At 47.6% G+C, this 20,327-nt stretch carries 20 protein-coding genes; 9 read left to right on the top strand and 11 right to left on the bottom strand.

The window, feature by feature from the left end:
* Positions 1-5: 5 nt before the first annotated feature.
* The 7 genes from B9Y93_RS15385 to coxB all read right to left on the bottom strand — a co-directional run bounded on the left by B9Y93_RS15385 (position 6) and on the right by coxB (position 7,240).
* On the bottom strand, positions 6-1,466 hold the full coding sequence (locus B9Y93_RS15385; protein ID WP_085495610.1) for an aminotransferase-like domain-containing protein: 1,461 nt from the start codon (positions 1,464-1,466) through the stop codon (positions 6-8).
* 259 nt (positions 1,467-1,725) lie between these two features.
* The gene (locus B9Y93_RS15380; RefSeq protein WP_085495608.1) at positions 1,726-2,190 is read right to left on the bottom strand and encodes a DUF420 domain-containing protein; all 465 of its coding nucleotides are present in this window, start codon (positions 2,188-2,190) and stop codon (positions 1,726-1,728) included.
* An 87-nt stretch (positions 2,191-2,277) separates the two neighbouring features.
* Positions 2,278-3,189, bottom strand: a complete 912-nt coding sequence (gene ctaG, locus B9Y93_RS15375; protein WP_085495606.1) for a cytochrome c oxidase assembly factor CtaG — start codon at positions 3,187-3,189, stop codon at positions 2,278-2,280.
* Between the two features lie 97 nt (positions 3,190-3,286).
* On the bottom strand, positions 3,287-3,610 hold the full coding sequence (locus tag B9Y93_RS15370; protein WP_085495604.1) for a cytochrome C oxidase subunit IV family protein: 324 nt from the start codon (positions 3,608-3,610) through the stop codon (positions 3,287-3,289).
* Positions 3,611-3,614: 4 nt separating this feature from the next.
* On the bottom strand, positions 3,615-4,232 hold the full coding sequence (locus tag B9Y93_RS15365) for a cytochrome (ubi)quinol oxidase subunit III (RefSeq protein WP_085495601.1): 618 nt from the start codon (positions 4,230-4,232) through the stop codon (positions 3,615-3,617).
* Positions 4,229-6,079, bottom strand: coding sequence for a cytochrome c oxidase subunit I (gene ctaD, locus B9Y93_RS15360; protein WP_088549525.1), 1,851 nt, complete (start codon positions 6,077-6,079; stop codon positions 4,229-4,231). Before ctaD ends, B9Y93_RS15365 begins: the two co-directional genes overlap by 4 nt.
* A gap of 81 nt (positions 6,080-6,160) precedes the next feature.
* A complete protein-coding gene (gene coxB / locus B9Y93_RS15355; RefSeq protein ID WP_085495598.1) occupies positions 6,161-7,240 on the bottom strand; it encodes a cytochrome c oxidase subunit II in 1,080 nt (359 codons plus the stop codon).
* Between the two features lie 523 nt (positions 7,241-7,763).
* Here coxB and B9Y93_RS15350 point away from each other — a divergent pair.
* Positions 7,764-8,558 (top strand): hypothetical protein, encoded by a 795-nt coding sequence (locus B9Y93_RS15350; protein WP_085495596.1) that lies wholly within the window; start codon positions 7,764-7,766, stop codon positions 8,556-8,558.
* Positions 8,559-8,767: 209 nt separating this feature from the next.
* Here B9Y93_RS15350 and B9Y93_RS15345 read toward each other — a convergent pair whose 3' ends face one another.
* Positions 8,768-8,956 (bottom strand): hypothetical protein, encoded by a 189-nt coding sequence (locus B9Y93_RS15345; protein ID WP_085495594.1) that lies wholly within the window; start codon positions 8,954-8,956, stop codon positions 8,768-8,770.
* Positions 8,957-9,185: 229 nt separating this feature from the next.
* Between B9Y93_RS15345 and B9Y93_RS15340 the strand changes: the two genes are divergently transcribed.
* From B9Y93_RS15340 to B9Y93_RS15325, 4 genes are all read left to right on the top strand, one after another.
* Positions 9,186-10,310: a serine hydrolase domain-containing protein gene (locus B9Y93_RS15340; protein ID WP_176228943.1), complete on the top strand. Its 1,125-nt coding sequence runs from the start codon at positions 9,186-9,188 to the stop codon at positions 10,308-10,310.
* Positions 10,311-10,553: 243 nt separating this feature from the next.
* Positions 10,554-11,726 (top strand): MFS transporter, encoded by a 1,173-nt coding sequence (locus B9Y93_RS15335; protein WP_085495590.1) that lies wholly within the window; start codon positions 10,554-10,556, stop codon positions 11,724-11,726.
* A 48-nt stretch (positions 11,727-11,774) separates the two neighbouring features.
* Entirely contained in the window at positions 11,775-12,386 is a 612-nt protein-coding gene (locus B9Y93_RS15330) for a TVP38/TMEM64 family protein (RefSeq protein WP_085495587.1), read from the top strand.
* A 127-nt stretch (positions 12,387-12,513) separates the two neighbouring features.
* A complete protein-coding gene (locus B9Y93_RS15325; protein ID WP_085496097.1) occupies positions 12,514-12,774 on the top strand; it encodes a transposase in 261 nt (86 codons plus the stop codon).
* A gap of 91 nt (positions 12,775-12,865) precedes the next feature.
* Here the strand turns inward: B9Y93_RS15325 and B9Y93_RS15320 are convergent, their stop codons facing one another.
* On the bottom strand, positions 12,866-13,642 hold the full coding sequence (locus B9Y93_RS15320) for a sporulation protein (protein WP_085495585.1): 777 nt from the start codon (positions 13,640-13,642) through the stop codon (positions 12,866-12,868).
* Positions 13,643-13,869: 227 nt separating this feature from the next.
* Between B9Y93_RS15320 and B9Y93_RS15315 the strand changes: the two genes are divergently transcribed.
* Both B9Y93_RS15315 and mscL read left to right on the top strand, forming a co-directional pair.
* On the top strand, positions 13,870-14,757 hold the full coding sequence (locus B9Y93_RS15315; RefSeq protein ID WP_085496094.1) for a diacylglycerol/lipid kinase family protein: 888 nt from the start codon (positions 13,870-13,872) through the stop codon (positions 14,755-14,757).
* Positions 14,758-14,855: 98 nt separating this feature from the next.
* Complete coding sequence (gene mscL, locus B9Y93_RS15310; protein WP_085495583.1) at positions 14,856-15,350, top strand: large conductance mechanosensitive channel protein MscL; 495 nt, start codon at positions 14,856-14,858, stop codon at positions 15,348-15,350.
* A gap of 94 nt (positions 15,351-15,444) precedes the next feature.
* Here the strand turns inward: mscL and B9Y93_RS15305 are convergent, their stop codons facing one another.
* Entirely contained in the window at positions 15,445-15,753 is a 309-nt protein-coding gene (locus B9Y93_RS15305) for a hypothetical protein (RefSeq protein ID WP_085495581.1), read from the bottom strand.
* A gap of 205 nt (positions 15,754-15,958) precedes the next feature.
* Positions 15,959-16,714 carry a zinc ribbon domain-containing protein gene (locus B9Y93_RS15300; protein WP_085495579.1) on the bottom strand — a complete coding sequence of 252 codons (756 nt, stop codon included), beginning with the start codon at positions 16,712-16,714 and terminating at the stop codon, positions 15,959-15,961.
* Between the two features lie 394 nt (positions 16,715-17,108).
* Between B9Y93_RS15300 and B9Y93_RS15295 the strand changes: the two genes are divergently transcribed.
* Positions 17,109-19,382, top strand: coding sequence for an ATP-dependent helicase (locus B9Y93_RS15295; protein WP_085495578.1), 2,274 nt, complete (start codon positions 17,109-17,111; stop codon positions 19,380-19,382).
* Between the two features lie 135 nt (positions 19,383-19,517).
* Positions 19,518-20,210 (top strand): GTP pyrophosphokinase, encoded by a 693-nt coding sequence (locus tag B9Y93_RS15290; RefSeq protein WP_085495576.1) that lies wholly within the window; start codon positions 19,518-19,520, stop codon positions 20,208-20,210.
* Positions 20,211-20,327: the final 117 nt, after the last annotated feature.

The raw sequence follows: 20,327 nt of genomic DNA, 5'->3' as shown, positions 1-20,327 counted from the left end.
CACCTCTATCCCATTAATTGTGCTGCGGCCTGCCCAATAATGCGTATGCCTTGGCTAATATCCTCATCCGCTACTCTGGAGAAGCCAAGCCGCATCGTATGCTGACCGGTTCCATCTGTGTAAAAATTATCGCCAGGGGTAAAAATAACCCCTCGCTCCGAGCACATCTTAAGCAGCTCCCGCGTCTTGAAGCCTTGTTCAAATTCAACGAAGACATGCAAGCCGCCGTCACCTGACACCCGTTTGCAAGGGATGTGCTCTTCAATGCACTGCTTCGTCCACTCATACTTGCGTTTGTATTCCGCACGCGCTCTTTTAAGATATTTATCTAGATTGCCATTCAATAGATATTGATATAACAAGGATTGATCTAATGTAGAGGTGTGAATGGAGCGAGCTCGCTTAATGCTCTCCAGATAATAGATCAGCTCGTGATCAGCAAGAATCCAGCCCACTCGAATGCCTGGAAACAGCACCTTGGAGAAGCTGCCAATGTACACGACATTGTTGCTTGCTCCTGCTGATGCAATCAATGGCGCCACATGAGCGCCCGAGTATCGGAGCTCCTCATTGAAGCCATCCTCCACGATGGGAATCTGATAGGCTGTCATTAACTCGATCAGCTTTACCCGCTTCTCTGGCGACATCACAATCCCCGTCGGGTTGTGGTAGGACGGAATCAGGAACGCAAAGTCAAAGCTTTGTTCCTGCAACGCCTGCTCTACCTTGTCGAGACAAATGCCGTCAGACTCCATCTCGATGCCTGTAATGTCGTAGCCATGGAGCTTCAAGTTCTTGATCGCCGTGTTGTGAGTTGGATTCTCGCACAGCACCGTGCCGTGCCTCTTCTGCAGGGCAGAGAGCACAAGCTCAAAGCCTTCTGTAAATCCATTCGTAATGAGCAAATCCTTGCCGCTCACATTCACACCTTTGTTCTCCATATATTGCAGCAAATATTCCATTAAAGGCTTATAGCCTTTGGCATAGCCGTAGTTCAACAGGACATCGCCTTCGATTGACATGCGATCTAGGAAAGCTCGCTTGACCTGATCCAGATCAAACAGCTTCTCGTCAGGGGCTATGCTTGTGAAGGAGATGGTGCCCTTTGCAGCACGGATGCCTCGCTTCATAAGATCCAGCTCATCTGCCAGCTGAGCGGTCCCGCTCAGTCTTTGCTTCCAATCCAGCTTAAGATCATGAGAAGGCTCATGGCAGCGGCGAGCAGGTATAACCGCTGCTGCGAAGCTGCCTTTTCCCCGTATCGTATAGATGAAGCCCTCATCCTCCAAGCTCGTATACGCGGCAATGACCGTATTGCGGCTCACATGAAGCAGCTCGCTAAGCTCTCGTGTCGAGGGAAGCTTTTGATCAGCAAGCAGCCCGCCCTGTGCGATCATTTTCTGCAAATAATCCTTTACCTGAATGTAAACAGGCCGATCTCCTATGAGCTTAAAATCATTGAACATCATCATCTCTCCCACATCTATCATGGCATAACCTGAACGAATGAAAAAGAACCACGCCTCTCTGACTTTCTGTTGAACGTGGTTCTACACCATTATTTTAGAGCATTCATCCTGCTCATGCACCACTTCTCAGGCTGGTAATAATCAGCGTCCTAATGATGAACCTGACCAACAGATGCGATTTTCACACAAAAAAGCGACCCTGACCGAAGTCAGAGCCGCCTTGCTTCTACCTGATATGTCATTATTCTTTCTTATCCTACCAGCCTAGTATCGCATCCAACACAGGCTTCGTATGTCCGCCTGGGTACATAATATAAAGAAGCACATACACCGTTACACCTGTAATCGCAGTAATAAACCAGATCACGGCTGTGAATCGTCCCAGCTTCTTATGCTTCGCATAGTTTTCCTTATAGCCGGTGTACAAAGTCGTAAGACCAAATACAGCCGCTACGGTCGCCAGTACGATATGGAAGATTAAGAAGACGGTATAGATGGTCTTCAAGTCTTCAGGTCCACCCCATGCGGTATTGCCTACAAATGCCGTACGCGAGACATAAATCACGAAGAAGATGACAGCTGCAATGGCAGCCAAGGTCATCGTGCGCTTATGCTGTACAATCCGTCTTTTTATAATTTGCCGCCACCCGATCGCGACGAGAATCGCACTGATCGCGATAAAGCTTGTACTTATCGCAGGCATAATATTATACAAATCCACGGCTAACAAGTCCTCCCTTTATGCTTCTACTCCAGTCCGGCTAGGGCAGTATCCTGCTCCTAGTCCCCCTTCCTATTATAGCGCGAATTAAGCCTGCTTCCAGTGTCCGTCTAGTGTCGATTCTACGACATCGTCATCATCCTTACCTTCCTTGCGGAACCATTGACTGAATACATAAGCCAATATCGCTCCGTACATCGTCTCTTGAATCAGTTTCATAACGATGCCACCAAGCTGCTGGTCTTCGACAGGATCGAACCAATTGAAGAACTCAGGTCCACCGAAGGAAGAGATCAGCTGCGAAGGATCTCCTGCTACACAGTATCCCATGGCTAGCGCCCATGTATCCGGGTCCGTGTAGGTACTGTACAGCGGATCTCCTGCAAAAATAATGAGCGCGCAGGCAGGTGTAATCAATACGCCATTTAAGAAGATATAACCCATCTTCTTCACATGTGTAATGCCTGGCCATTCCGGCACTGGAGAAACAACGGGCCACCACATCATCATAGAAGCAATAAAGAGTGCGATATAGTAGAGAATGTGAACATCGTAGTTCAGCATGACATAGTCATGCACGGCTGGAACATGGTAGAGCGAGAAAAGAGTGTTGAACAGAACAGCCGTTAAGATCGGATGCATAAGCCAATTCAGCTTTTTGACAAACGCCCGATCCAGCATAAAGCGCCACAGCCAGCTAGGAATGCCTAGCATTAATAGAGGCGGTACAATAATGTAGGAGATGGACATCATAATCATATGAAACGTAAACATCATATGACTAAGAACATTCACAGGTCCACCTTGCACAAAATACAACAGCAGCACCCCAATGATAAACAGCCCTTTTCGGAAGGGAGGCACAGGCGTCGAATCTGCAAATCGTTGTCTAAATGGACCGGTTAATCCAAGATAAAGGATAATGATTAAGACCGTAGCGATCAGCATAAGCGGACTCCATAGATCTGAAAAGCTAAAAAATGACTCCAAACCAAACATACAATAACCCTCCCGTTCCGTATTCGTGCTGACTACCCTTGCGACTCCTGTACGGAAAAAGAGGCGGCGCAAGCGCCACCTCCAAATCGCGATTTCCTTAACCCCACCATACCCAATAGACAGCCATAACGATACAGGTGAGAGCCACAATTGCTCCCCCAAACATAAACACAATCGGGAGCATATGTCCTTTATCCTTCATGTGCATCCAATAAGCCATCTGAATGACGACCTGCAGGATGGCCATGACCATGAGAATAATGTAGATGAACGTCGTGTTCACTTCACCAGCGGAGCCAACAGCCGCGAAGGCAATCAGCGTCAGCACGATGGAGAAAATAAAAGCAACGATATGCTTTTGTGGCCCTTCATGCTTATGTCGGCGTTTTGATTGATCAGAAGCTGCTTGTTGAGCGGCCATAGGATTAACCCACCTTTCCCATGAGGTACACAACAGTGAAGATGAATACCCAGACTACGTCGATAAAATGCCAGTAGATTGCAGATACATAGACCTTCGGAGCCGTAACCAAATTCAAGCCCTTCTTCTGTACCTGCACGATCAGAATCGTAATCCAAACGACTCCAAATAGAACGTGGGCACCGTGGAAGCCTACTAGCGTATAGAAGGCGGTACTGAATGCACTGGTCGTAAAGGTATGACCTTCGTGAACGTACTCTACAAATTCATAAATCTCTAATCCTAAGAATGCAAACCCCAATACAACTGTTGCGATCAGCCACTGAATCATGGACTTCACGCGGTTCTGATGCAAGGCTTGCACCGCAAACACACTCGTCAGGGAACTTGCAAGCAAAATAATAGTTGCCGCTGCAATCATTGGGAGCTTGAACAGTTCACTAGCAGCAGGCCCATCTCCAATCGAATTGCGGAGTGCAAGGAACGTTGCGAACAACGTTCCGAACAGGACTGCCTCTCCACCAAGAAACAGCCAGAAGCCTAATACTTTATTACGTCCTTCTAAGGTTGCTTTTTCCGGTTCATGCGGCCATTGACCGTCCGCGTGCACGGGTGCACTCATGCTTTTACCCCCTTATCCTCCAGCTCTTCCTTCTCGATATGATAACCAGGGTCATCGATTACCGAGCGCAAGAACATGCATGTTAAGGTGATGAGAAGTCCAACACCGGCTACCACATAATTGTTGAACAGTCCATTAAGGAGCGCGTTATTGAAGTCGTCCTTCGCAAACATAAAGCCAAAGCCTGCAATAAACAAGCCAATGCCCATAAAGAACGGAAGGATAGATGGAGACGGCATATGGATGGAACCAACGGGTTCAGCCGGCTGCATCTCAGTATTGCCTTCCATCTTTTCTTTCCACCAAGCATCGTATCCGCGTACAAGCGGCGTTTGCTTGAAGTTGTATTCTGGTGGAGGAGATGGAATTGTCCACTCCAGCGTACGGCCATCTTCCCATGGATCATTGGAAGCATTTGCTGGCTTAAGGGAAGTAACTAAGACATTCCACAAGAACATCAGCACCCCAATACCCATCATGATGGCACCGATTGTACTAATCAGGTTCATCAAATCAAAGCGTTGATTCGGCAAGTACGTGAATACACGCCGCGGCATACCCGTAAGGCCTAAGAAATGCTGCACGAAGAACGTCAATTGGAAGCCGATGAAGAACATCCAGAATGTCGCTTTGCCAAGGCCTTCTTTCAATACGCGGCCGAACATCTTCGGCCACCAGTAATGCAGACCAGCAAATAAACCGAGCACCAAGCCGCCTACGATAACGTAATGGAAGTGGGCAACGACAAAGTACGTATCGTGGAACTGAAAGTCCGCTGGAGCAGATGCCAGCATAACTCCGGTTACCCCACCCATAACGAAGGTAGGAATAAAGCCTACTGCGTATAGATTAGCCGCTGTAAACTTAATGGAGCCTCCCCACATCGTAAACAGCCAGTTAAAAATCTTAATTCCCGTCGGCACGGCAATCAGCATCGTTGCAATCGAGAACAAGGCATTCGCCACTGGTCCCAAGCCTGTTGCAAACATATGGTGGGCCCAAACCATGAATCCTAAGAAACCAATCAAGATTGTTGCAAACACCATCGAGCTGTATCCGAATAGACGCTTGCGGGAGAACGTACTTACCACGTCAGAGATAATACCGAATGCTGGCAGGATCAAGATATACACTTCTGGGTGTCCAAAGATCCAGAAGATATGCTGCCAAAGAATCGGGTTACCGCCATTTGCCACTTCGAAGAAGTTGCCGCCGAACAAGCGGTCAAACATGAGAAGGACAAGACCAACGGTTACCGCTGGGAATGCAAACAGGATTAATGCTGATGTAATGAAGGATGCCCAGGTGAACATGGGCATACGCATGAAGGACATGCCCGGCGCTCTCATATTAATAATCGTAGCCAGGAAGTTAATTCCCCCAAGTAGTGTACCAATACCGGCTATCTGTAAGCCCAAAACATAAAAGTCCACCCCATGATGGGTGCTGTATGTCGTGGATGCCAGCGGAACATAAGATGTCCATCCTGCATCAGGCACGCTGCCGATCAGCCAGCTAAGATTGAGGAGCAAGCCTCCGAAGAAGAACGTCCAGAATCCGAGCGCATTCAAAAATGGAAATGCTACGTCACGAGCACCGATCTGCAGCGGAATAATCGCATTCATAAGTGCAAAGATAATCGGCATGACGCCTAGAAAGATCATCGTGGTTCCGTGCATCGTGATTAATTCGTTAAAGGTTTGCGCGTCCAAAAAAGTATTTTGCGGCTTGATTAACTGAATACGAATCAAGATGGCCTCAATGCCGCCGATGCCAAAGAAGAAAGCACCAGCTATGAGGTACAAGACTCCAATCTTCTTATGGTCGACCGTCGTCAGCCAATCCATTAAGCCGCTATATCGCTTCACCGTATGCGTAGTGTGAGCCAAGGTCGTAACCCCCCCTAGAAGATGCTTGACGCATTTTCATTATTGCTTATTGATCTCTTTCAAAGAATCGAGCTTGTAATTCGACAAGTAGTCGACGATCTGATCAAGCTCTTCATCCGTGAACTCCACGCCAGTCATTCCGTTCGTCATCGCATTGCCTGGCTTCACTCTCTCAGGATCAACAATCCATTCACGCAGATGCTGCTCCATGAGATCCTGATTGATCGGCTCGCTCACATTGTCACGATTCAACATGATGCCTGCGATCGATTCACGGCTCCCAAGTCCCTTGAGATTCGGTCCTAAGCTTTGGCTATTATCGAGCGCATGGCAAGACAAGCAGCTCGTCTTGAACTTGTCATAAGCGGCAGGGTCCCCCGTCCATGCCTTCGGCTCAGCATTCATCTCATTCACCCAAGCCTTGAACGTATCTTCGTTCACAGCCTTAACCTTGAAGTCCATGTAAGCATGAGAAGGACCACACAGCTCGGCACACTTGCCTCGGTACACATTTTCCTTGGTCGCTTCTATGTACATCTTGTTCAAGTTGCCCTCTGTATTCGTATCCATCTTTCCTGCTAAGGAAGGCACCCAGAAGGAGTGAAGCACGTCTTGCGTTCTCAGATTAATCGCAATTTTCTTATTTGTTGGAATAATGAGATCTTGAGCGGTTCTAATGCCGTATTCAGGATACTCGAATTCCCACCAGTATTGATGAGAGGTCACATTCACTTTGATTGCATTCTCATCTTTACTGTAGTCCTCTGCGAAAGCGAATACATACTTTGCGGTTGGAACAGCCAAAATAAGGAGGAGCACGATAGGAATAACCGTCCAAATAATCTCTAGCTTATGATTGCCCTCGACTTGCTTCGGAATATCATTCTGCCCCGGCTTGCGACGGTAGCGGATGATGACATAGAACGAGATCGCGAACACAACCACAACGACCAGCGTCATAATGGAAATGGACAAGGTCATAAGCCCATATTGCTTCTCAGCAACAGGTCCTTGCGGGTTAATTGCGGATAAATCTTCGCGGCCGCAGGCACTCAGGAGCAGGACAAGTCCAGCGAACAGCGGAAGGAGTCGTTTCGCAGCATGCCACCGTTTCATCATTGATCAACCCCACTTTTTACGTTTTCGTAAGATTATGGCATCACATACCCATACCAAACCCTTCATAACACTCGCAAGACACTCTGATGATTGATTCTTGGATGGAGAGGAATAATGAGGATAGCTCTGGTTGTCTCAGAGGGTGCTGAAATAGCGGAATCAGCATTCTTCTGATGTAAAAAATCGTTGATAGACCCAGCACATTCAGTTAAAGGGAAAGCTTTGGTTCACGCACGGATGTCACAATCCTGTCAATGAACACAATCACTCACCTAAATATAATTTCCATATTTTTATTTGTCAATGTTTACCGTCGAGTTCACAAAGTGTTCAATTTTGCGATAATTCCGCATAATATCAAGGATTGTAAACGTTTTCAATAATGTGTTTTTGGCACCAATGCGTATGTCGAAACATGACTACAGCTGTCTTTTGGTATCTATTCACCTATCAATAAATTCCATATCCTGTATAGTTTTCGTCTTTTTTCGAAACGATACAACTAAATGAAAGGAGATGTCTTATGAAATCCAATCCTAAATCCCCTTTGATAAGTTTTTTCCCTTTCCATTTCAAGCCAAACGTTCACAGGATCGTCACATTCATTGCCATTGCTGCGATACTATGCTCTGGCTGCTCCTCTTATTCTTCTAAGCAAGGTCAGCAGTATTCCAGCACACCGATCAAAAGCTATGGGGATCAGCGTACAGACGATCCTCGCTTAGTAGGTCCTAGAGCTTATCAAGATCCTGGTGTGCTTGATAAGGACGCTTATCCCTATGCCCCGCGGACTACCGCTCTTTCTGAATCTGACTTTCCAACAAGAAGCAAAGCCAATTCCCGACTTGTCCGTCTAGACCGCGAGGCAGCAGCAGAGCTGGCCAAGCTGGATGGGGTAGGATTAGCTTATGTGATTGTAATGGACGGCAATGCCTACGTTGCACTCGCACTTAATGGAGGCGGACTGGGCATGAAGGCTAGCGGCGGAACACAGACAAGAGAACAGCAAGGTGTAGGCTACAGATATCCTGCTGGTGCAGCCAAAGTAACTCGCACCCCATTTGCCGCTCCCAATGTCATCGATAAGAACAGCTCGCTTCGTTCCGTGAACAGCAGCAAAGAGCTCTCCCATGAATTCAAGCAGACCGTTGCCATCACAGTACGCGAGAAGCTCCCCCAGCTTCATGACGTCTACATTAGTGCAAATGCCGATTTTTTTAATCAGATTAGTGCTTACGCGATGAAGGTCTATCCTGCAACCTCCCTTACGGGATATCGCAATCAGATTCATCGGCTCGTCCGCAACACCATGAGGTAGTCTATTCGGCGGCAATCAGCAGCAGCTCCATGTCTCTTCCTTCATATATATTTAACACGCTGTAAAAATAGAAAAGGGTTGTTTGATCCATGCACGCTCGATGCTTGGTCAAACAACCCGGTTATAGGCAATTTCTTTGTCATGCCTTACCTCAAAATATATAGTGAGTTCCATTATGTTAACAAATCTTTCTTGTTCATCTCTAATTTTTATGACACACTTGAATCAATCTTTCCGAGCTCTACCTCAACAAGATGGGTAAGTTCGTCTTCATAGCCTCCCGTAATCCGATACTTTCGGATGTATTCCTTCACGAACTTCCGAGGATTCTTCGGTCGGAAAATACGCGTCATCTCCAACAAGCTTTCTTTCACTTCGTTGTGACCTTTAGTTGCCATGAAAATTCCCTCCCAAAGCGTTGTAGATCATGCTCCGCAACGGAGAACTAACGGACTTCGCTTATCATGCTGGAATTTCGACCTAATAGTCCCTATTATAGCATATTCAGTTCCGTTAGAAAAACACACCATTCGCTGATACCTTTCTCTGCTGGGCATAATACACAACGACAGGTGCTTCCAAACATCCCTTGACTCTATACAAATGTATGAAAAGGAGGAAACGACCATGTCTAGTCAGCAAATGAAATCATCCTCTTCCAAACATAAAGTCGAGAGCTTGAATTCCGCGATCCAACAGCTTCAAATATGGTTTCCAAAACTAAGATGTCTCCTTCTATCCTGTGACGGCGAGCTTCTTATCGAGCATTATGCTAACGGCTGCAACGAGCAATCCCTGCATGACCTTCGTTCAGCCACAAAGAGCTTTATTGGCGCGCTATATGGGATTATGCTGGACAGACAAGAGATCCTTCCGCCTTCAACAGCCATTTTTGCGTGCTTCAAGGATATTTTGCCTAGAAGCCGCGCGAATGATACGTTATGGCATGGGCTCACGCCTTATCACCTGCTGACGATGACTTCTGGCTTTCACTGGACAACGGGCCCGAAGCTCGGCGAACGTTATATTCATGCCTTTCATCGCAGCCCAAGCTGGGCTCGCTTTGCATTGAGGCTTCCTATACAAGCGGACAAGCTGGGACAATTTCAATACCGCAGCATCGATTCCCACCTCTTGTCCATGCTGATGACTCGCTGCACCGGACGCACTGCCGATGAATACGCAGCCAGGTATCTTTTTTTCGACCCGCTCCAAATTCATCGATTTGAGTGGCTTCGATCTCCTGACGGTGATACTGCTGGACATATCGGGCTTATGCTCACAGGACGAGATATGTTAAAATTCGGTGAGGTGATGACTCATCAAGGCTCTTGGCCTATGACAACAAATCCTTTGTCTTCACCCGTCTTGTCCGAATCTCATGCAGCAATGACCAGAAGGCAGACGATGGCCGATACACAGATATTACCCTATTCATGGGCCTCTGAATCAATGGCTGACCACACCGATGGCTGTCCGGGATTCGGTACTTACGGATATCAGCGGTGGAACGATCTTCTCCTGAGTCAATCTTGCTCCTATGCGCTAGGGCATGGCGGTCAGATCATATGCTCGATTCCTGCGCTTCGGATGACGATTGCCATGGCTTCCGATCCAAAGGTGCGCAGGTGGAGACATCCGAGACAATATTTTGAGCAAATCCTTATTCCCGCTTCCCTTCAAGCTAGAAAAACACAGGGAGAGTCACTTTTAATGAAGGAAACCTCAGTAATGGAACGTCTAACCACTTAAGAAAAATGTCAGCAGATGACGTTCAAACGTAAGATTCTGCGGTTCAGGGGGCTGAATAAATCGATTGGAACGCCTTGCCTTTTACACAGAAGCGCCCAGTCTATCTATCCTTATCATTTCATACCTTGTACCGTCTTGGGTTATAACATTTGGTAAACAATGTGATATAGGGTGTTATTTCGCTATACAAATATCATGCCGCTTAAACCAAATGTTCGGTGATACATTGAAGGAGTGTCTAAGGTGAAAGGAATACGTTTTTTGGGTCTAGGACCTGAGATTATCCTGCTTTCCGTAATCTTGTTTCTGGTTGAATTCGTCAGAGGGGCAGTTCTCGTTAGCTTTATACCTATTTTCGGCAAAAATGAATTAATGCTGCAGCTTACGATAATCGGTACAGCGATTACTGCTCATTATTTAACCGATACGATCCTCAAGACCTTTATCGGGTATTTGCTCGACCGCTGGTCGGCGCGCTGGATTATCAATATCGGTCTGTTGATATCCCTTATTGGAGTTGTCTTGTTCACGTGGGGATATCATCCTTGGCTGTTTATCTTTGCTGCAGCGCTTTATGGTGTAGGCATTTCCCCGGTATGGATCGTGTGCTTAACGAAGGTGAAAGAAGATCAGCGTGCTGCGCAGATGGGATATTTGTATATGATCTGGCTGGTCGGCATGGGCTCAGGCCCTGTTGTACTGAATCTGATCTTAGATTCTAAGCCGTCTTGGGGCTACATTCTGCTTGTGTCGTTATCCTCTGCCGCTTGGCTCATCAGCTTCTTCGCGCCGGATGCCCGTCAGACTGGAGCTCTACCCGTCCCTTTTCGCAAGCAATGGGAAGCTTTGAAGGCACGGCTCATCGCCATGAAGCCCCTTCTTCCGGGAATGGTCATTCAGACATTGGCGGCAAGCATGCTCGTTCCTGTGCTGCCAAGCTTTGCAAAGGAGTATTTGAGCCTTAATGCGACTCAGTATTCGATTCTTCTCCTGTTAGGTGGAGGATGCACAGTGCTTGGATTAATGCCAATGGGCAAATGGTCGGACCGAACGGGTCGAAAGCCGTTTTTATTTATTGGGTTTGCGATCTTTGCCGTTATGCTCGCCTCCTTGTCCTTCAAGCCTTCGACTGGCATGGCTTACGGAATCGCCATTATTCTTGGGCTGTCTTATTCAGCGGTGCTTCCTGCTTGGAATGCGCTGCTTGCTTTATATGTCCCCCCTTCGCAAAAAGGACTGGGATGGAGTCTATTATCGACGGTAGAAGGCATTGGTGTGCTCGTAGGGCCTGTTATCGGCGGCCTTATTGCCGATTACATATCCATTGCTGCTGTAGTCTGGATTAGTGCCGCGTTGTTTGCGATAATAGCATTGATTTACTTATTGTTCCCATCCCGTTGGTTCGCTGAACACTGATGGGCTGCACATAATGTAAGAATCAGCTGGGAGAGGATGAAACATAGCATGTGGGAATGGTTCCACCACGTATCAACGACATTAAAAAATTTGGATATGGATCAGGTTCAAGCTCTGCTGATGAAATATTCAGCGCTTGGACCGCTGCCAGGGATTCTTCTCCCGTTTATAGAAGCGTTTATGCCCTTTCTGCCGCTAGTGGTATTCGTAATGGCAAATGCGGCGGCATACGGCCTATGGCTCGGCTTCTTATATTCATGGATTGGCTGCTGTGTGGGAGCATTTTGTGTGTTTTGGATGGCCCGACTGTTCCGCACCAGATTCAGTGCTTGGATTCAGCGCAAGCTCCCAAGCTCCTCCAAGCTCTTTCATTGGATTGAACGAAAAGGATTTACACCTATCTTTTTGCTATTATGTTTTCCTTTTACGCCATCCTTCCTTATTAATATCATCGCCGGATTGAGCACTGTGTCGTTTGCTACCTTTATGATTGCAGTGCTGTGCGGCAAGTCCATTATGATCTTCATGATGGCCTTTATCGGCCACGACTGGCAGGGATTCATTCATGAACCATGGCGCATCGTGCTGGCGGTTGGTGTATTTGGCCTGCTATGGATCGGCGGCAAGAAGCTTGAAGCCCGATACCATCATTCCACTTAGTACTGGGCGATTCTCGATACAGCTCTTTAGCATAGCCTGCACCTCCCTTGGGAACGTTATGAAGGAAGCCATGTGACTTGAGGAAGGAGCGAGCAACTTGCCAAGAGATCGCCATGATGAAAACAACATGAATCCAATGTCCTATGATCGTGTTGAAGTAGATGGAATCTACGCCAACGAATGGGGCCGCGAGGAAGTTCTCCACCGAGGGCAGCATTTCCCGTCAGACCCACAGCTTGGGGCTTCAGAATGGGAACTCAAAGAGTATCTCTTTGACAATCACCATGATGGGAAAACGGATATTCGACTCGTTGCTAAAGCGGATGATAACAAGGATTCATCCAATCCATCCGAACCGCGCAAGCATACGGATCGAGGCGACAAATAACATCCCGCTGGCAGCTTAGGCTGCAGATGGAGCAAGAAGCAACAACAGGGTGTAGTCACGCACATATCGTCGTGATCACACCCTGTTTGATTTATATATATCGGCGAATCAGCTCGGCCAGCTCAGCCGACACTCCTTCAGCGCCAAGACGGCGCCACTCGTCATGAGGCAGACGATAGCGGACAAAGGTCTCATCCATATCCATCGCTTCAGTAAGCCATCCGCCTATGCCTCTGGCTCGGCGATCAATTTGCAGCAGCAGCTCTAATTGGCCATCAATTGGGATAAAGATAACCTCCAGCTCATCAAGGTCCCCACGGAAGTAGCTCGTCGGTACAAATTCAAACTCTTGAACAAATGGATGATGTCCTCCAATGCGCGGCGCATATTCGCAATCTGCCTTGCGAAGTCGAAAGCCTAAGCGATTAAGGGCATCAATTACGATGCTCTGCTCCACATTCGGAATAATCTCTAGACGATCATTGTCATTTGGATCGACTGCACTTGCAATATCAAGCGTCGTTTTGAGCCAAACAGGAGCCTGGCCAATGGTTAACGGTGTTGCATAAGGCAATTGAATGGTGAATGGATACTCTTTGGATTCATTTGGCTGAAGCGTGAAGGCATCGCTGATACGATAATGAGACAATTCAAAGGTTTCCCAACGCTGGTTGTCATTCGATTCTCTAACGTACTGCGTTAATAGGGATAACTGAATACCGTCCACCTTCTGTGAGACTTGTCCCCCTTGCATCTTAACTACGCCTCTGACCTCGCCTCCAGGCGCATACCGGGAATGCTCCAGCAGTGTATCCACCTTCGCATTGCCAATTCCAACACTCGCTAATAAACGATTGAACATCGACATTCGTACACCCTCCTGAGCTAGAATGGGAAATATGACGATCTAGTTGCTAGTTGCTAGTTGCTAGTTGCTTACAGCATAGTACGGTATTTCTACTCTAATGTTTCAACTGATTTGAGAATTGCTAGAATTTATTCATGCTCTATGCTTGGCTCCGCCTCTTCCGATGATATAATAGGGAAGGTCTAAATAATATAAGCATCAGGCATTTGGGAGAGAATACCGTGAATATGTTTGTCATCAATGGCTCCGCTGGCAATGGCAATGCGCTTCGCGTGTGGAAGCGTCTGGAGCCTAAGTTAGAGCATCCGTATGCGGTATGTCTCTCGACTTCAGGAGAAGAAGCTTTTGAGCAAGTGAACCATCATCTTCAGCTATATCCTAAGTGTACGATCATCGTTATTGGAGGAGACGGCACCATTCATCGCATGCTGTCTCTACTTGCTGGTTCTGAAGCCGCACTAGGTATTATACCGGCAGGTTCTGGCAACGATACGGCTAGAGGCTTCGGCATTCCCAAGCGGCCAGAGAAAGCGCTGAAGGTTATTCAGGATGCTCACATACGCTCTATTGACCTTCTCTATGCTTACGATACTTGGACGCTTACTGCACTTGCAACGGGCTTTGATGCTGAAGTTGCGCATGCTGCAGACACGAGCTGGTACAAGTCTTGGTGCAATCGCCTAGGGCTTGGTTCTGTTGCTTATTTGCTAGGCATCATCCATACCCTGATTCGTTACAAGCCTGTTGATGCTGTCATTGAAGTGGATGGACAGTCAACACAGTACAAGCAGGTATGGCTTTGTGCGGTAGCCAATACGAGCACCTATGGCGGAGGAATACGCATATGCCCTGATGCTGCAAGCAATGATGGCCAATTCGATCTTTGCATTGTTCATCATGCGAGCCGTCTTAAGCTTATGCTACTGCTTCCCACTGTACTGTTTGGCAGGCATACTCGATTACGTTATGTAACCATAAAGCGTGGACGCAAGGCGCGAATAGAACCATCGGTACCGCAGCTTACGATAGGCGATGGAGAAGAAGCTGGGAACACCCCCTTTGTCGCAGAGCTATTTCCTAGCAAGCTCCGGCTGCTCGTTCCTGCTGACCGATGAAGACAACGCCAATTGCCCGTCAATTCTTATGCTGCTGACAAAGGATTGATTGGATACAGATTATTCAGACAAGATATATCATGAAAAGAGGTAGACCTATGGGAGATTCAAAAAGAAAAGTAACATCATTTGTACAGGAGTTTAAAGACTTTGCGATGCGCGGCAATGTCATTGACCTTGCTGTCGGTGTCATCATTGGAGGAGCCTTCAACAAGATCGTAACCTCCATCGTCAACGATGTCATCATGCCGCCAATCGGTGCACTAATCGGAGGCATGGACTTCAAAGATCTTGTAATTCGCTTGGACGGAATCTCAGAACCTATAACTCTTGCTGATGCACAAGCGAACAGCGTGCCCGTCATTGCGTATGGTTCTTTCATTAATACCGTTATTGACTTTATTCTCGTTGCATTCTGTGTATTCCTGCTGGTCAAAGGAATTAATGCGCTGCACCGCCGTAAAAAGGTGGAAGAGGTCAAGCCTGAGCCAACAACCAAGACGTGCCCATATTGTGTTACAGAGATTGCAATTAAAGCGACACGCTGTCCAAATTGCACATCCGAGCTTGGCGAAACACAAGCATCGCAATAAACGAACGCATATATTCAAAATGTATGCTTAACGAAAAAAGACCGTGCCTTTTAGGACTCTGCAAATCAGTTCTAAATAGGCACGGTCTTAAATTTTATATTGAACGGCGATTCTTCTCCATCATACTTTCCGCCAAAGCCTTCAGCATCGGATCAGGAGTAAAGGTCTCTTCACCATTATCCATTTTCTTCACGATAATACGCTCAAAGGCAGACGAAGACAACGGCTCATATTCATACTGTTTGTCATCCGCGATGCGTGTCTCATAGCCCATCATGCTTAGCATCTCTTGGACTTCAGCAGCCGTAGGCTTCCGTCCTTCCTCCAGCATGACCAAGCCACGCAGCTTATGAACTTCTCCGTTCCGATCATGCACTTCGAAATAAACGATGCACTCTGCCATTATATCCTGCTCCTTATCACAATTGTCCGTACTCGGCATCATTGGCTGATCTTACTATGCCCGTTCAAGCTAGTGCATAATCCAAGATCACCACTTCATTACTCTACGAGAAAGGTTGGGAGAGGTTGCTGGTATTTAATGACACTGTAGTGTTTGAGTCATGTCCTCTGCAGTTCGAGCAGTGATCAGACGTTAAGACGTTCTCTTAGATGAATGGAGCCCCGCAGCGCTCACACCACTTAGCATCAAGCGGAGCCAAGGAACCACAGCCTGCGCAGGGCTTCTGATCAGGTGGAATCGACGAGGATGCATACCTTGCTTCTTCTCTAGAATCCTCAGCCTGATAGGAGCTTGTGCGTGCTGCTCTCGGCGGGAAATACATATCCTCTTCACTTAAGGCTGCCTGCTGCTCATAGACTTCGCTGCTTGCTGCATGTTCCTCATGATCTGCGTAGCTGTCCTGAACATTAAGCTTCAGCTCCGATGGCTTCATCACATTGCTTTGCTGAACGGGATTCAGCGTAATGTAGCCATCATGTGAAGGTTTGCGCTTCACTTCGGATTTCGTTGTACTTAAATCAGTCTGACGTATGCTGGCAGGAGCGTCAGGCAGCTTCGCTCCACAGTTTGCGCAGAAATTCGAAGTCCAAGCGGAGATTTCCCCGCATTCGTCACAGCGCTTCTCATGGCGAAGCTCGCAGCGCTTCCACTCGAGTGCTTCTATTTCCTCTTCCAGCCTGATATTTGCTGAAGCTAATTCTGACATCTGTTCACGCAAAGTATCCATCTTCTGATCTTTATATGCATCAAAGGCCATGCAGCCAATTTCATACGCATGCTGCTCCCACTCCTTGCGGCGGCTGTCAATCTGCGATTGAATGCGATTGAGCTCCACAACAAGCTGAGCTTTCTCGGACGCTTTGGACGCCCCTTGTTTTACTTTATCCAAAAATCGATTCATAAAGCTTGCTCCCTTCCTCAACTACACTCACCTCATCAAAAGGCATGTTTCTTTAATACCCATATACACTTGAACAAGCAGCATCGAAACGTATAGACTTCTATAGGGACAACATATGCCTGTGATTGGAAAATGATGTGTCCTGCAAAAGAGATTCTCAACACGTTATCATGTACTTGTCTTCATCAATAAAGCCGCTCTTGTAAGGAGCCCCTATTCATGTACGTTGTCGGTCCTGTCAAGTTGCGCAATTTCTAGACGCATTTATGCCAAACATTTCGTTTCATAAAGATAAGACTCCGTTCTTCAAGCATATACCGTCAAACGCGCAGGATCAAACCCTGCAGCAAGGACTTGAGCAAAAGAACGAACAAGGAGATACAAGGAGATTCACATGAAGAAATCAATCAGCAGCCCTGCCGCCACATCCTGGACCTCTCGTCCGCAAGGCACCCATGCCGAATATAAACAGCCTTTGTCGACATGCATCTCACCAGACAGCCTTGGGACACTGTCTCATGATACCACTAATGATGAGGATCGGTGGTTCTTCGAGGCATTGGAGAACTTAGGTCTGTCCTTGCATCATGCGCAGCAAGAAGCCGTTCGTCATCACGAAGGCCCGCTGCTTTGCCTTGCTGGTGCAGGGTCTGGCAAGACGTCGGTGCTTACAGCTCGGGCCGCTTACCTCATGGCGGTAAGCAGCGTGCCGCCTGAGTCATTATGGCTTGTTACCTTCACGAATAAAGCCGCCGCTGAAATTCGGGACAGGCTTGGCCGTCTTCCGGGAATTACGCCTTCAATGGCAAGGCGCGTGCAAGCCCGCACCTTTCATTCCTTCGCTCTGCGTCTGCTGCAGGCATATGCGCCGCCTTTTACGCTGCTTGCTGAGGAGAGAAGCCGTTACGGATTCATGAAGAGAGTGCTACGAGAGCTTGGACTGCAAGAGCAATTCGAAGCAGAAACAGCGCTCGCCTCATTATCAGCACTCAAGTCAAGGGCAGAGCTTCCTGAGGATTGGCAGCCTAAGTCCCCATTGGAGCGTGATCTAAGACGAGCAATGCTGCGCTTTGAGGAACAAAAGCAAGAACGCAATCTGAAAGATTTTGACGATCTGCTACTTGATACGATCAAGCTCTTCGAAGCCAAGCCCGAGCTCCCTGTGAAGCTCGCTCGGCGCTTTCAATTCGTAATGGTCGATGAATTTCAGGATTCCACCCCTGTCCAGATCGCCTTGCTTGAGGCAATTGCGAATGCGCATCGCAACCTTGCCGTGTTTGGAGACGATGATCAAACGATCTATACCTTTAACGGTGCTAATCATCGATATATTACAACCTTTCAGGAGCGTTATCCTGATGCAATCAGAGTGACGCTGGATCTGAATTTCCGATCTACCCCTGCTATCGTAGGACTTGGCAATGCCATTATTAAGCATAATCAGGATCGGCTGAGCAAGACCATGCAGGCAGTAAAGCCTGCCCCAGCCTCATCAGCTGGAACGAGTCAGCAGCCCTATTATCTTCGCCCTAATGATGCAGAGGAAGAAGCGATGTTAATGATTGAGAAGATCCAAGAACTGAAGCAGCAAGGGCATGCCTATCAGGACATGGCAGTTTTGTACCGAAGCCAAAGCGTAAGCCGAGCTATGATTGAGCAACTCACTATGGAAGGCATCCCCTATGAGCAGCTCGGCCGAGAGCCATTATTCTACGATCATGGCTTAGTGAAGCCTGTCATTGATCATCTGCGCTTGTCTCTTCAGCCAAGGGATAAGGAAGCTCTCGGAAGCGCGGTAGCCTGTCTCTACATCTCTAGAGAGCAAGGACTCCGTTACATTCAGCAGCAGGAAAAGGAACGGGCCAAGAAGTATCCGCTTGTGCACTTGGCTTCCTGCCAAGGCATCGCGAGCTTCCAGCAGGAGGCGGTGAAGCCAAGAATCCGCTACATAAAGAAGCTGGCCTCTATGAAGCCAGCGCTTGCGGTTCAAGATATGCGAAGAGAATTCTACGACAAATTCACGCAAGCAGCGAGTCATGCTGACAGCTCGGCCTATCAGGATGCGTCGGCGGAGCTGCTTGAGGAGCTGGAGAGCTCTGCGAAGCGCTTTGATACGGTCGAAGCCTTCATCAAGCATATTGATGAGCTTGCTGCCCGTTATGACGCGCAGCAAGCCACAGGCAGCACTAATGCTAGAGGCTCTCGGACAGAGCCTTACGCGCCACAGCAGCAAGCAAGGCAAGAAACGAAAGCAAAATCTGCCCCTGTCGATACTCCATATCATGCAAGAGATGCGGAGGAAGCAGATGACAAGCTCACGCTGATGACTATTCATCGCGCCAAGGGGCTAGAATTCAAGACCGTGTTCCTGCTTGGCATAACAGAAGAGCTGCTTCCTCATCGCACCTCCTTGCGGAAGAAGCCTCCTGCAGACAAGAAGGCCGCACTGACAGAAGACCGAAGCGATCGCTCTGCGGCCATGGCTGTAACAGACGCGTCACGAAGCCAGGAAGAGGATGTAAAGCTTCAACTGGTGGAAGAAGAACGTCGTCTTCTGTATGTAGGCGTCACACGTGCCAAGAATCAGCTGTACATCAGCTCACCTGTGGTCGTACATGGCGACAAGCAAGAGATCAGCCGCTTTATTAAGGAAGCATGGCAGCAATAAAGGCTATTTTGAGAAATAACGCCCAAGAAGAGAATAAAAATGCTCATTTTCTTTGATCTTCATTGAATGATTCCTTACAATAAACATAATGGGTTGTCTAACAGCCTTGCATCTAAGCGCAATAGGAGGACGGCTATGTCCAATTCTGGTATGATGAGCACTCCAAATGAGCAGGTCAAGCAGCTTCCAACCTTGTACCAGCTCGCACTAGAGGAGCTTGAAACGAAGTTCAAAGTTATCCGCTCCGAATGGAAGCATCGCAATGGGTACTCTCCCATTGAGCATATAAAGACTCGTTTAAAAGAGCCAAAAAGCATCATCAGCAAGTGTGAGCGCAAGGGATTGCCTGTCAATTTGGATTCAATCGTTAACAAAATATATGACATCGCAGGCATGCGCATCGTCTGTGCTTTTGTGAAGGACATTTACTCTATTCTGGAGCATCTCAAATCCCGGGAAGATCTTCGCATCGTTGAGATTAAGGATTACATTGATAAGCCTAAGCCTAATGGATATCAAAGCCTGCACGTTATCGTCCAAGTGCCTCTTGTCTTATTTGAGGATATTCGCTGGATCTATGTTGAGATTCAAATGCGTACATTAGCGATGGATTTCTGGGCCAGCATGGAGCATATTATTTTTTACAAATATGAAGAGCAGGTGCCTCCTCATGTGGTAAATGAGCTTACGGATGCGGCCAAAGCCGTGGACATGCTGGATCGCAAAATGCTTGAACTGCGCAAGGAGATCCTCAATTACAATCATCAGGATTGGATGGACCGGGATATCTTTACGATGAACATGGAACCAGCGGCAACGAATGAATAAGGGACGAAGACACCGTACCGCTGGAATCTGTGCAATGTTTTGCATCATACAGCACCACAGCAACTCTCATGTTGAATTCTTCAATGAATTATAGGATATTCTTGAAAAACGCATGTA

It is taken from the genome of Paenibacillus aquistagni, from assembly GCF_900177815.1.
GTDB lineage: Bacteria > Bacillota > Bacilli > Paenibacillales > Paenibacillaceae > Paenibacillus_B > Paenibacillus_B aquistagni.
The sequence above is the reverse complement of the archived record's forward strand: the minus strand, read 5'-3'. Positions and strand labels throughout refer to the sequence as shown.